This window comes from Acinetobacter sp. GG23 (assembly GCF_057766365.1).
In genome coordinates this window covers 92,206-105,730 of record NZ_JBYMDJ010000009.1, presented here as the reverse complement: position 1 = coordinate 105,730, position 13,525 = coordinate 92,206, and the positions used below count along the sequence as shown (strand labels likewise).

The window sequence follows — 13,525 nt, the reverse complement described above, 5'->3', positions numbered from 1 at the left end:
AAATCCCCTCAATTGAGGGGATTTTTTATCTCAAAATTATTAAATCTCAATCGAATCATCTAAGTTTGGCATTAACCAACGCTTCGCTTCATCCATTGACCAGCCTTTACGCTCTGCATAACTATCCAACTGATCCTGTGCAATCTTACCAACATTAAAGTATTCAGACTGAGGGTTGCTGTAATAGAAACCGCTAACACTTGAAGGCGGCCACATTGCAAAACTAGAAGTCAGTTCGGTACCAATGGCATTGGTCGAATCTAACCAGTTAAACAAAGTCGCTTTTTCAGAATGTTCTGGGCAGGCAGGGTAACCCGGTGCAGGACGAATCCCGACATACTTCTCTTTAATCAGTTCATCATTCGACAATTGTTCAGACGCTTGATAACCCCAGAACTCTTTACGGATACGCTCATGTAAATGCTCCGCAAAGGCTTCTGCAAAACGGTCACCTAAAGACTGAGCTAAAATTGCAGAATAATCATCGCCTTTGGCTTTGTATTCATGCGCCATTTCTTCCGCACCAAAAATCGATACCGTGAAACCACCCAAGTAATCTTCAAGCTTGGTATCTTCTGGCGCAATGAAATCTGCTAAAGAGAAATTCGGTTTACCTGAAACTTTGTCAGACTGCTGACGAGTATGTTCAAACTTGTGTGTTGCGGTTTGATTTTCATCGTAAATCGAGACCGTATCTGCACCGGTACGTTTTGCAGGAGCAAGACTGAATACGGCACGTGCATCAAAACGCTTGTTCTCTACAATATCTTTCAACATGATTTGCGCTTGTTCATACAAATCTGTTGCTGCTTCACCCACCACTTCATCTGTCAGAATTGCAGGGAACTTGCCTGCCAAACTCCAGGAGATAAAGAATGGTGTCCAGTCAAAATATGGCACCAAAGTTTCAAGCGGATAATTTTTTAGAACTTGCTGACCAAGAACATTTGGCTTAGGTGGCACATAGTTCGTCCAGTCAATTTTAACGCCATTTGCAATTGAAGCGGTATAAGTCAGTTTTGCTGCTTTTGGTTGCTTGTTGGCAATACGCTCACGTACTTTGGCATATTCTTCACGGTAACCTTTAATAAACTCGGGTTTCATTTCAGGTGAAAGCAGGGAAGTCGCAACACCGACTGCGCGTGAAGCATCTGCTACATAAATCACTGCATCATTTGAATATTGCGGGTCAATTTTTACTGCTGTATGTGCTTTAGACGTCGTCGCACCACCAATCATAAGCGGCACATGGAAACCTTTACGCTGCATTTCTTTGGCAACAAAGACCATTTCATCCAGTGAAGGTGTAATCAAACCAGATAAACCAATAATATCGACTTTTTCATCAATCGCGGTTTGCAGGATTTTTTCCGCAGATACCATTACGCCAAGGTCAACAATGTCGTAACCGTTACAGCCCAGTACCACGCCGACAATATTTTTACCAATATCGTGCACGTCGCCTTTAACGGTCGCCATCAGGATTTTCCCTTTGGTCTGACCTTCAGTTTTTTCCGCTTCAATGTACGGATTCAACCAGGCCACGGCTTGTTTCATTACACGTGCAGATTTCACTACTTGTGGCAGGAACATTTTACCTGCACCGAACAAGTCGCCCACCACGTTCATGCCCGACATCAACGGACCTTCAATCACATCTAAAGGACGAGTGGCTTGTAAGCGTGCTTCTTCAGTGTCGATATCAATATAAGCGGTAATACCTTTAACCAGAGCATATTCAAGACGCTTTTCAACAGACTGTTCACGCCATTCCAGATTTTCAGCTTCACGCTGCGCACCGCCTTTACCACGGTATTGTTCCGCGATTTCAAGTAATTTCTCAGTGGCATCCTGACCGCTTTCGCCCTGATTCTGGTTCAATACTACATTTTCAACCGCAGCTTTTAATTCAGCAGGAATGTCATCATAAATCGCCAGCTGACCCGCATTCACGATCCCCATGGTCATGCCTTGTTGAATGGCATGGTAAAGGAACACGGCATGAATGGCTTCACGAACCGGTTCATTCCCCCGGAAAGAGAATGATACGTTAGATACGCCACCAGAAATCATGGCATGTGGAAGATTTTGCTTAATCCAACCGGTTGCTTCAATGAAATCGACAGCATAGTTGTTGTGTTCTTCAATACCTGTTGCAATCGCAAATACGTTCGGGTCAAAAATAATGTCCTCAGCAGGGAAGCCGACATCATTTACCAACACATCATAAGAACGTTTACAGATTTCACGTTTACGCGCAGCCGTGTCAGCCTGACCATCTTCATCAAATGCCATGACAATAACTGCTGCACCATACTGACGGCACAGGCGTGCTTTATGTACGAACTCCTCATAACCTTCTTTTAGGGAAATCGAGTTTACAACCGGTTTACCTTGTACGCATTTCAAGCCGGCTTCAATAATTTCCCATTTTGATGAGTCAATCATCAGCGGCACACGGGAAATATCCGGTTCAGAGGCAATCAGATTCAGGAATTTAACCATCGCTCCCTGTGAATCCAGCATGCCTTCATCCATGTTGATGTCGACAATCTGTGCACCGCCTTGTACTTGATCCAAGGCAACTTCCAAAGCTTCGGTATAGTTTTCTTCACGAATCAAACGCGCGAATTTTTTTGAACCGGTCACGTTGGTACGTTCACCCACGTTGACGAACAAAGAATTTTCATCAATGTTGAATGGCTCTAAACCACTTAAACGACAGGCTGGTTTAATCTCAGGAATCTGACGCGGCGCAATGTCTTTTACTGCATTGTAGATGGCACGGATATGATCCGGAGTTGTACCACAGCAACCGCCCGTGATATTGATCAAGCCACTTTCTGCAAATTCTTTAAGAAATGCTGCAGTTTGTTCAGGGGTTTCATCATAACCACCGAAAGCATTCGGTAAGCCTGCGTTTGGATGTGCTGAAATAAAGGTATTGGCCACATCTGCAACGGTTTTAACGTGCGGACGCATCGCATCTGCACCCAAGGCACAGTTAAAGCCGATAGATAGCAAGTCGCCATGACGAACCGAGTTCCAGAACGCTTCAGCAGTCTGGCCGGTCAGGGTACGACCTGAAGCATCGGTGATGGTGCCTGAAATCATCAACGGCAATTCATAACCGAGCTGATTGAATACTTCTTTGACTGCAAAAATAGCCGCTTTACAGTTCAGCGTATCGAATACAGTTTCAATGAGCAGAATATCGACGCCACCTTCAATTAAGGCATGGGCCGCTTCAATATAGTTATCTTTCAGTTCATCAAAGCTAATGTTACGAAATGCCGGATCATTTACATTGGGCGAGATCGAACAGGTACGCGATGTCGGGCCAAGCACACCGGCAACAAAACGCGGTTTATCTGGTGTTGAATATTTTTCACAAGCCGCTTTAGCAATACGTGCTGCTTCACGGTTAATTTCCGGAACCAGTTCTTCCATGTGATAGTCAGACATTGAAACACGTGTGCCGTTAAAGCTGTTGGTTTCAATGATGTCTGCACCAGCATCTAGGTAGGCTTCATGAATGCCTTGAATAATCTGCGGTTGAGTCAGGACTAAAAGGTCATTGTTACCTTTGAGGTCAGATGCCCAGTCAGCAAAACGCTCACCCCGATAATCCGCTTCTTCTAGTTTATGGCGTTGAATCATGGTACCCATAGCGCCGTCAATAATCAGGATGCGTTTGGCGAGAAGCTCTTTCAGGGTGGCAAGCGTGGACATAAATAACCCCAATCCGATGGAATACAAAATGGGCATCATTTTAGCAGAATTACACTGCCTTTGAGGAATATTCAGCCGACATCGTGACACACAGCTTAAAATAAGCCCGTTAGTGCCGAATTTTTCATCGAATTGAAATATCAGCAGGCTATGATCGGCTACAGATAACGACAAGCTGGGTAATTTGATTATTAGAAATATCTTGTCTAAAGGTATTCATGCATTTTGAAATATTGAGGCACAAACTATTTTTAGCTTTAAATAATGCAAATTGATGGATTTAAAACAGTTCGGCTCATCAAGATAAAGTTGAATGAGTTAAATTAAGCCAATTATTGAAATTTGGCTTTATATGGCATCCTTTTGTCATATAATTGTCACAATTAAATTGAACAATAAGGGGATTTTATTATCCTCTTGAACCGTCTGCATGAATTCTAATATTCCTCCCGTCCAAGACCAGGTGCCATCAGCACCAGCAAGATCGACGAATGTGCATGTTGCTACGCCGAAATTTTTTATGCCGGTGTTTCTCACGGTTATTATTTCTACTTTGGTGTACATCGGCTTTCAACTTTCAGCTGATTTGTCACATGTCCCGACATTAAGTTTATATTCCGTTATTCTTTTAGCGACTGCGTTGTTAATTGCTTTAGGCTTTGAATTTGTTAATGGTTTTCATGACACTGCCAATGCGGTAGCGACAGTCATCTATACCAATGCTTTATCTGCCCCTGTTGCTGTGATGTGGGCAGGCTTTTGTAATTTCCTTGGAGTGATGGTGGCAAGTGGGGCAGTAGCCTACGGCATCATTGCTTTATTGCCTGTCGAACTGATTATGAATGTCGGTTCTGGTGCTGGTTTTGCCATGGTTTTTGCCATGCTGATTGCGGCGATTCTGTGGAATTTGGGTACCTGGTTCTTGGGTATTCCTGCGTCTAGTTCACATACTTTAATCGGTTCGATTTTAGGGGTGGGCATTATGAATTACCTCCTGCACATGGGTAATGGTGCCAGTGGCGTAGATATGGACCAAGTGATTAAAGTCGGTAAAGCCTTGTTGTTTTCGCCTTTAATTGGTTTTGCTTTTGCTGCAATAGTATTCTTATTGGTAAAAAAAATCTTTAAAAAGCAAGTTGAACTTTTTAAACCCCCTGAAGGCAACAAACCACCACCGCCTTTAATTCGTGCCATCTTGATTTTTACCTGTACTGGGGTAAGTTTTGCGCATGGATCAAACGATGGTCAAAAAGGCATGGGTTTAATCATGCTGATCTTGATCGGTTGTGTACCTTTGGCGTACTCATTGAATAAAAACCTGGACACCCAGCATATCCAATCATTTGAACAGTTATCTGTGCAAACTGCGGCAGTTATTTATCCAAATCATCAAGATATTCCGGATACACAAGCGCGTGAAGTGTTGACCAAGTATATTCAAACTAAAGAAATGTCACCTGAAGTGGTGCCTGCTTTGGCAAGTTTGACCGATCACTTGGGTAATCACGTTGCCAAATATGGTGATTTAAAAGATATTCCAGAAAAACAAGTTTCGACTATCCGTAATGATATGTACTTAAGCACGACTGCATTCAAGCGTTTAGATAAAACTAAGCAGCTTCCTGCAATGTCAGAAAGTCAAGCCAAGACAGTCAAGGAATACCGTAAAAACCTCGATTCATTCTTGCAATACATTCCGACCTGGGTAAAAGTTGCAGTAGCGCTTGCGCTTGGTCTTGGAACCATGGTGGGCTGGAAGCGAATTGTAGTGACTGTGGGTGAGCGTATTGGTAAAGACCACATGACTTATGGCCAAGGCATGTCAGCTGAACTGGTTGCCATGACCACTATTGCGGCAGCAGATGGCTTGGGTATGCCGGTATCGACAACACATGTATTAAACAGTGCGGTTGCAGGTACCATGGTGGCCAACAAATCCGGCTTAAACTTCCAGATGGTACGAACCATTCTTTCAGCATGGATTTTCACGCTACCTGCTACCATTTGTTTATCAGGTGGTCTGTTCTGGTTGTTCTTGCAGTTTGTTTAAGATCTCGGTTTGAAATAAAAAAGCTGCAATTGCAGCTTTTTTTTATGGCTCATACTTATTGCTCTCTCCCTTTGGGAGGAGGAATATATTCTGTATGACATGGAGAGAATTAAATATAAAATATGATTTAAGCCTCTCCCTTGCGAGCTTAGAATATATTCTGAGAATTCTCATCTCCTAACAGGAAAGGGAGTTTTTCTAAAATAATAATAATAGAGAATAATCCTATTTCCTAAACACTTTTAATAGCTTCTTGATGGGCAATTTTTCATTGGCAAAGCCATACAGTGCGGCAAAAGGCAGCGCGGTACGGGCCAAATAAGCTACACGCCATAAACCGCCATGATTGGCACCTTTCATCATCAATTCTAATGGATGACCCAAAGGTGTTTCCGGGTTGGCTACCGATTCTGGATGACGCAAGTCATAAACCCATAATGCAGCCATCAGTGCATTGGTGGTTTCCGGATTAAATGATTCCACATCAAACAGACTTGCCCCATTAAATGCGGCTTTCAATAACGGATTTTTAGTCACTGAACGGGTAGTGGTAGAAGGCGCGATATTGATGCTGACACGTTGTCCATAATGACGTGCCAGCGTTGCGCGCCATTGCTGAATTCGTTTTGCCAAAGCATAGTTTGGCCCTTGCTCAACCACCAGACAGTCTGCAATACCATATTTTTGACCATTATCAGAGCTGATTAATGCATCCAGGTTTTTCTTGAAAAAGTGCTGGGCAGAAAGCATGGAAATGCTTTCACTGATAATACGTTGCGATTTTGAGCGCTGTAGGAGCTTGAGATTTGAAGCTTCTACAACCTCTTTAGGAATGGCATAAACATCGGTTGGGGTACACATAAACATTAAACTGGTGTCAGCCTTTTGCTCACTCACGTACTGCATAATGCTGTCCATGGCCATGGATACCCGGACATGTTTTTCACCATCTAAATAGGCAATGGCTGCAAGGTCTAGCTGACGTTCACTTTGGATCAGCCAATGGGCAATTTCAGGTGTTTGAGTGAGTAAATCGGCCCCCAATTTTTCTTTTAGCGTAGCAGTTGGAGTATCTTCCGCCAATTTTTCCGCACAAGGTGCATACAGGGTTGCATTGCCTTGTTGAATGGTCTTTAAAATTCTGTCCCAAACGCGACTATTGGGTAAATCGACAGCTACAATGTTGGCTTTCCATTTGGATAGCCAGGTTAGGGGACCGGCTTCAGAACCTGCACCAAATAAGACCATAGTGCGATCAGAAAGATCAAACCATTCGGGATGGGCATGTGCCGCACGTAAAGCATCCGCATGGCTTGGTTCTATAATGCCAGCATCTTGCCAGATTTGAATTTGATCCAGTAAAGCCTGACCCTGTAATTTTTGCCCTTTATAAGGCACATACCATTCAGGGGCAGCCTCACTTTCACCTTTTAGCTGGATGGTATACAGATTGGCTGTATCGATATCCTTCATAATATCTTTAAGTAAATAGCGCTGACCATTCCTATAAAAGTCAAAGCTATGATGGGCCTTGTGCAAGCCCTGTTTGGCAATGGTAATTGGATTATTGAGAGTTCGAATACCTTGTTCAACCAAGGCCTTAAAATAGAGAGGATAATGCTTACGCCAGTTTTTTTCCCCAAGTGCATTTATAGATGACTTGTTGTCAACAATAGATAAAGCTTCAGCAATAATTTCTTTGCCTGTCTGGGAGCTGCTGGCTTTATTGCTGCTTGGGTTGATAGGGAATTGAAGACCATCTAGTGAAGTAGACATGCAAAAAATCTCGTTTTTTTTGATCATTAATATACAGATGTCTACATTATCTATGCCAAATTGATTTGATGGGTAGCATTTAATGACAAATTGTGTAAATCTTTTTCAAAAGACCCAGTAAAAAGGAGCCGAAGCTCCTTAATGTATAAGCTTTATCATTTCAGTATTATTTCGAAATGCTTTTAGCGATTTCTTTCAGCATGAATGCAGTATTATCCAGACCTGCACCTGTAATATACCAGGCATCAGCATTCACAAAAATAATCCGATTCTGTTTCACGGCTTGAGACTGCCCTAAAATAGGATGGGTTTTAATACCTTGCTTTGTAGCATATTTCTGGGTATTTACGGCGCCACGATCCAGCACAATTAAATAATCCGGATTCTGTTGAATGGCAGACTCTAACAGTTCTGCATTTTTCTTTTGGGCAGCTAAAGCCTGTATTGATCCAGCTTCAGGTCGAGCGGCATCGGTTTTTTCAGTCAGGGGAAGAACAGATTTAAAACCCGTTAACTCATAGATAAAACCAAAACGGTCATTTGCTGCATGCGGCATATAATGATCTCCACCAGCAAAGAGCATCATTGCTGATTTACTTGCAGTCTGTTGCTGCACTTTTTGTTGTAGCTGTTCCAAATCTTTTAATTTTTTATTGGCAATATTTTCACGCTTAAAGGCTTTAGCAAGATTCAAGGTGCGATTTTTCAAATCAGTCATGTACTGGTCGGTATTGGGAGAAAGGTCGACCGTTGCGGCAATCGGTTGCAAGCTTTCAAGCGTTTTCGCTGAACGACCCCCTACAAAAATTAAATCGGGTTTTAACTGTTTTAATTGAGCCAAATCAGGTTCAAAAAGACTGCCTGCTTTAACAAATTGTGCTTGATTATATGAGGTCAAGCTGCCTGTAAATGTAGTTTTAGGTACAATTTGAGCCTGAATATTTAAAGCATTTAAAGTATCTAAAATGGAGAGGTCATACACTGCAATTTTTTTTGGCGTTTGTTTGAGTTCAATGTTTTGTTTGTTGGTTGCCAGATTAAAACTTGCACTATGCGCCAAACCATTTAATCCTACTGAAGCCAAAATGGCGCTTAAAAATAAAACTCTAGTATTCATTCGCAAGTCATGTTCTCTTAAATTTGTGCAAAAGAGTAGCAGAGAATCGAATATTGTTAAATAATAATCATTAACAAATGGAAATTATTTTATTTTTATTGGAAAAAAGACGCTGAAAATTCAGCGTCTTGGACTATTCATAGCTGAACAAATTAGCTTAGAAAGGTAATTGCATCAACTTATTCAAAAAGTGGGGCACTATACGAGGCTCAAGAATAATAGTCATGATTACCCCATAAGCCGCACCCCATAAATGTGCACTATGGTTGATGTTGGAATTGCCACGTTTGCCTGACCAGATACTGTAAGCGACATATAAAACTGCAAAAATAATTGCCGGTACAGGAATAAAGAATACAAAAATCAGTTTCCACGGCTCAAATAAAATATAAGCAAACAAGACTGCCGAAACCGCACCGGAAGCGCCTAGACTTGCCCAACGATGGTCATTTTTATGTTTGAGATAACTCGGAACAATGGCAACAATCAAGCCGCCTAAGTAGAACAATACAAAGCCAAGATCAAAAAAATACTGTCGGTAAAAACTTTCAATCACGCTCCCAAAAAAGAATAGCGTAATCATATTAAAGATCAGATGTGCGCCATCGGCATGAACAAAACCATGGGTGATAAAGCGGTCATATTGTCCACGCTGCATCGCAGGGGGCCAAAAAATAAGCCGGCTCATGACCTTCTGATTTGAAAATGCAATCAGTGAAACAGCCACTGTAATCAGGATCAGGCAAACAGTATGGTTAAAAGGTAAATCTAGCATAAAGTGAAAGTTCAACTTTTAAATATTTATAACTAATAATGCCATTAAATGAAGTGTTAAGATGAACTTTTATAATAATTCCGACAATTTTAGTTGAATTTTTTTTATTACCCCGCATCTTCAGTTAAAATGATAACTTCAGCTTGAGGAAATATGATTATGTCGACTGATAACATCAGCGCTGCAGTTGCAGAAGAAATTCCAAATTTATTGATTACGCCAACGGCACAAGAGTATTTGTTTGATTTGCTTGATAAACAGAATACTCCGGGCATTGCTGTACGTATTTTTGTGGAAAATGCAGGTACGCCTCGTGCTGAATGTTGTATGGCATATAGTGCACCTGAAGAAGTGATTCCTACAGACTATAAACAAGATTATCCAAACTTTGCCGCATATATTGATGCGCCATCAATTCCATATTTGCTGGATGCGGTGATTGATTACAATAAAGACCGTTTTGGTGGTCAATTGACATTCCGCGCACCGAATTCAAAAGTGCCACGCGTAGGGGCCGATGCTTCGATTGAAGAGCGTATCACTTATGTACTTCAGTCTGAAATTAACCCGGGTCTTGCAGGTCATGGCGGTAACTGTGCTTTAGTTGAAATTATTGAAGATGAAGAACATGGCTTAACTGCTGTATTGAAATTTGGTGGTGGTTGCCAAGGTTGTTCATCAATTGACTTGACCTTGAAACAAGGTGTTGAAACTACTTTAAAACAACATGTTCCCGAGTTGTCACGTGTGGTTGACCAAACTGACCACAGTAATACTGAAGGTGCTTACTTTAAGTAAAAATCTGAAAGTACTTTAAAAATAACCTCCTTTATGGAGGTTATTTTTTGCTTAAAATATAATTGATATTGAGAATAGTTATCAATAATAATTGCAATACGTTTATTGTTTGTTACAATGTGCAACGAAAATTTCATTACTTATCTATTATTTTGCTACTTGGGGAAACTTGAATGACCAAGCGTATTGTTCAATCTGCACTGTCACTTTCAATTTTATCTGTTCTCACTTCAGTTACATTTGCAGCCGATCAAAACACAACTATTGTTGCTAATCCGGTCAAGTTAGAAACAATAGTTGTTACAGCAGCAGGCTATGAACAGGATGTAAGTAAAGCTCCCGCATCCATGACTGTGATTTCCCAGGAAGAACTAGAAGCAAGACAGTATAATGATATTACTGACGTACTCAGAAATACGCCAGGTGTGGTGATTTCGGGAGCCGGTTCTGCACAAACGGTCAGTATTCGTGGTATGAGTTCAAGTTACACATTATTTTTGGTTAATGGCAAACGTCAATCTTCTAAAGACGTGAATCCAAATGGCGATGACAGTGGTTTTGAAAAAAATATCTTACCGCCGATTGCATCGATTGAACGTATTGAGGTGATTCGAGGACCTGCATCTACCTTATATGGCAGTGATGCTATGGGGGGGGTAATTAATATCATTACCAAAAAAGTCAGTGATGAATGGTCGGGAACAGCTGAACTCGGAACAGTTTTACAGGATTCTAATAATTCTGGAGATATCAAAAATGCTTCGGTCTATCTAGCCGGGCCTTTGATTGAAAATAAACTCGGCATGCAGCTTGGAGTGAATAAGCAAAAGCGTGAAGAAGACAGCTATGTAGGTGGCTTCCGCGGTACGGAAGTGGAAAGTCTAAATTCCAGACTGACTTATTTAATTAATGATAATCATGATTTAGAGTTTGACGCGAATTTCACGAAACAGGAATCTGAATCTACCGCGGGTCAAACCATTCTAAGTACGGGAACAGATTCATACGGTCGAAATTATCGTGAAGTCTTCGGCTTAACTCATAATGGCCGATATAGCGATGTACTGAATAGCAGTTCTTATATTCAATATGAAAAATCAAAAAATCCCGATCGCAAAAACAGCACTTCAGGTTTAAGCGGAATCGAGCTCGACACTTGGCTGGCCAATACCCAGTGGAATTGGCAGTTGAGCAATCACAATTTAATCTCAGGTCTGTATTTTAAAAATGAGTCACTGGTTGACCGTGCTACCAATCAAAATCTAGAGATGCCTGTAACTGAATTAGACCGTTGGGGATTTGCAGTTTTTGCAGAAGATACCTGGTCAATTACCGATACTTTTAATTTAACCACAGGTTTGCGTTACGATCACGATGAAAATTATGATGGCAACTTTTCACCCCGTTTATATGGGGTGTATAACCCGACAGATGCCTGGACATTTAAGGGCGGGGTATCTACCGGTTATAAACAACCCGACTTAAGACAATCATCAAGTGATGTACACTCTGTGACCGGTAAAGGCAGTGCCTTTATTATGGGGAATGACGATTTAACACCGGAAAAATCGTTGAGCTATGAACTTGGCACCGCATGGCAGGGCGACAAGTCTAAAGCCTCTTTAACTGCTTTCTATACTGAATATAAAGATAAAATTACAGAAATACGCGATTGCTCATCTTCAAATGGGAGTAACAGTGATTCGGCAACATGGACCTGTGCAGACCCATTTGGTCGCATTGATGCAGCGACGGGGAATGTCCGCTTGTGGAACTTTATCAGTTCACGCATCAATGTGGATGAAGCGATCATGCAAGGTGTGGAGGCTTCATTTGACACCGAGCTTGCGGAAGGGGTAAACCTAAATACTAATTACACCTATACGGAAACCGAGCAGAAATCAGGTGATTTAAAAGGTCAGCCATTAAATCAAATGCCAAAGCATATATTTAATGCAACCGTGGATTACAACATCAATGATGCTCTGGACGTCTGGACACGCTTACATTATCGTAGTGAAACGTCTTCTTATTTAGGTCGTGCAGCAATGTCTGATCCGACCCCTGCGTATCAATTCTTGGATGTCGGTTTTAACTACCAATTTACCCCAAGCTTAAAAGGTAAATTCGGGGTTTATAACATCCTTGATGAAAAAGCAGAAGATGCAGATGGCGATCAGGTTTTAGATGGACGCCGTTATGGCATTAGTTTTGTCGCCAATTTCTGATAAGTTGAATAAAGAAAAAGCCGCTTGAAGCGGCTTTTCTCATGACTGGATATTTAAAATCTTCTGTGCAGTTTCTGCATAATAAAACTTTTCTAAATATGCGCGTGCACGCATGCCTAAGTATTCAGATGAAACTAGCTTTTGAATTACAGGATTTAGTAAATGCTGCAATTCATGCTGAATTAAAGCCTCATCAATATTTAAGTCACGCATTAACAAGTCAAAACTACGTTCCTGATTACGGGTGTACCAGGCATAGATACCATCATGAACTTGCTGTTTTAGGTATTCTGTCTGGCGCAGATGATCCCAAATTTCATGCCCTAAGCCCACAGTATGAGGTAGGTCTTGAATTTCAATATAATTCTTTAAAACCGTTAGAGGCAGATCTTTAATTTTATGCCACAGATTGGCTTGGAAGTGATATAGCTTTTCATCATCAAAATGTTGATTTAACACATGCTCACTCATTTGACTGAGCTTTAAAATATTCTTTTGTAGATAATGGCCGATAGTTTCATCCAGATTTGAGTCAGTCACGGTTTCTAAAACCGATTTGCCCATTTTCATAAAACGCGACACACCCGGAACCCGTTTTGCCATCACCGAATTATCCAGATAATCCTGTATTGAATGTTGAATTAACTGTGTGATCATGGCTGAAAAAGCAGAGCTGTTGACCACAGTTTTAATCAGACGTTGACGATGACCACTTTTACTCGCAACATATTGGGCAATTTTATCGACGGTTAATACCGGAATCACATCTGCAATTTGCGTGTTTTCATTGGCAGGATGAATTAAAGCAAAACGAAAATGTTCGGTAATTTGCTCAATTAAAAAGTGACTCGCGGGAGTGGCTAAAACCTGCTTTTGCAAGAGTGCATTGATTTGTTCAAATGACCAGATATCCTGCAAGGTCTGTTTTCTAAACCACTGATAGAAATTTAAAAATTCGCTTTGAATAGTGGCAGTATGTGAAAATTCTTGTTCTAAAAATTCAAGATGAGCTTCGATCAATTGCTCAATCATCGGATGTTTCGGCATAC

8 protein-coding genes are annotated in these 13,525 nt (G+C 41.2%); 3 read left to right on the top strand and 5 right to left on the bottom strand.

The window, feature by feature from the left end; translation table 11 throughout:
- Positions 1–39 precede the first annotated feature (39 nt).
- A complete protein-coding gene (metH, locus tag AC3CAU_RS14125) occupies positions 40–3,732 on the bottom strand; it encodes a methionine synthase (RefSeq protein ID WP_447053453.1) in 3,693 nt (1,230 codons plus the stop codon).
- 430 nt (positions 3,733–4,162) lie between these two features.
- On the opposite strand from metH, the gene AC3CAU_RS14120 reads away from it, so the two are divergent.
- Complete coding sequence (locus AC3CAU_RS14120) at positions 4,163–5,782, top strand: inorganic phosphate transporter (RefSeq protein WP_447053452.1); 1,620 nt, start codon at positions 4,163–4,165, stop codon at positions 5,780–5,782.
- A 225-nt stretch (positions 5,783–6,007) separates the two neighbouring features.
- Here the strand turns inward: AC3CAU_RS14120 and AC3CAU_RS14115 are convergent, their stop codons facing one another.
- The 3 genes from AC3CAU_RS14115 to AC3CAU_RS14105 form a co-directional block, all read right to left on the bottom strand.
- Positions 6,008–7,558, bottom strand: coding sequence for a hypothetical protein (locus tag AC3CAU_RS14115; RefSeq protein ID WP_447053451.1), 1,551 nt, complete (start codon positions 7,556–7,558; stop codon positions 6,008–6,010).
- Between the two features lie 166 nt (positions 7,559–7,724).
- Entirely contained in the window at positions 7,725–8,675 is a 951-nt protein-coding gene (locus AC3CAU_RS14110) for an ABC transporter substrate-binding protein (protein ID WP_131215534.1), read from the bottom strand.
- Positions 8,676–8,832: 157 nt separating this feature from the next.
- Positions 8,833–9,450 carry a rhomboid family intramembrane serine protease gene (locus AC3CAU_RS14105; RefSeq protein ID WP_131215532.1) on the bottom strand — a complete coding sequence of 206 codons (618 nt, stop codon included), beginning with the start codon at positions 9,448–9,450 and terminating at the stop codon, positions 8,833–8,835.
- A 159-nt stretch (positions 9,451–9,609) separates the two neighbouring features.
- Here AC3CAU_RS14105 and nfuA point away from each other — a divergent pair, with 159 nt between their 5' ends.
- Both nfuA and AC3CAU_RS14095 read left to right on the top strand, forming a co-directional pair.
- On the top strand, positions 9,610–10,248 hold the full coding sequence (gene nfuA / locus AC3CAU_RS14100; RefSeq protein WP_067868192.1) for a Fe-S biogenesis protein NfuA: 639 nt from the start codon (positions 9,610–9,612) through the stop codon (positions 10,246–10,248).
- A gap of 173 nt (positions 10,249–10,421) precedes the next feature.
- On the top strand, positions 10,422–12,476 hold the full coding sequence (locus AC3CAU_RS14095; RefSeq protein WP_447053450.1) for a TonB-dependent receptor domain-containing protein: 2,055 nt from the start codon (positions 10,422–10,424) through the stop codon (positions 12,474–12,476).
- A 39-nt stretch (positions 12,477–12,515) separates the two neighbouring features.
- Here the strand turns inward: AC3CAU_RS14095 and AC3CAU_RS14090 are convergent, their stop codons facing one another.
- Positions 12,516–13,523, bottom strand: coding sequence for a hypothetical protein (locus AC3CAU_RS14090; protein WP_131215528.1), 1,008 nt, complete (start codon positions 13,521–13,523; stop codon positions 12,516–12,518).
- Positions 13,524–13,525: the final 2 nt, after the last annotated feature.

Coding starts and splice junctions, on each gene's coding strand:
- AC3CAU_RS14115 (WP_447053451.1), bottom strand. CDS start 7,558: ATGTCTACTTCACTAGATGGTCTTCAATTCCCTATCAACCCAAGCAGC.
- AC3CAU_RS14090 (WP_131215528.1), bottom strand. CDS start 13,523: ATGCCGAAACATCCGATGATTGAGCAATTGATCGAAGCTCATCTTGAA.
- metH (WP_447053453.1), bottom strand. CDS start 3,732: ATGTCCACGCTTGCCACCCTGAAAGAGCTTCTCGCCAAACGCATCCTG.
- nfuA (WP_067868192.1), top strand. CDS start 9,610: ATGTCGACTGATAACATCAGCGCTGCAGTTGCAGAAGAAATTCCAAAT.
- AC3CAU_RS14095 (WP_447053450.1), top strand. CDS start 10,422: ATGACCAAGCGTATTGTTCAATCTGCACTGTCACTTTCAATTTTATCT.
- AC3CAU_RS14105 (WP_131215532.1), bottom strand. CDS start 9,450: ATGCTAGATTTACCTTTTAACCATACTGTTTGCCTGATCCTGATTACA.
- AC3CAU_RS14120 (WP_447053452.1), top strand. CDS start 4,163: ATGAATTCTAATATTCCTCCCGTCCAAGACCAGGTGCCATCAGCACCA.
- AC3CAU_RS14110 (WP_131215534.1), bottom strand. CDS start 8,675: ATGAATACTAGAGTTTTATTTTTAAGCGCCATTTTGGCTTCAGTAGGA.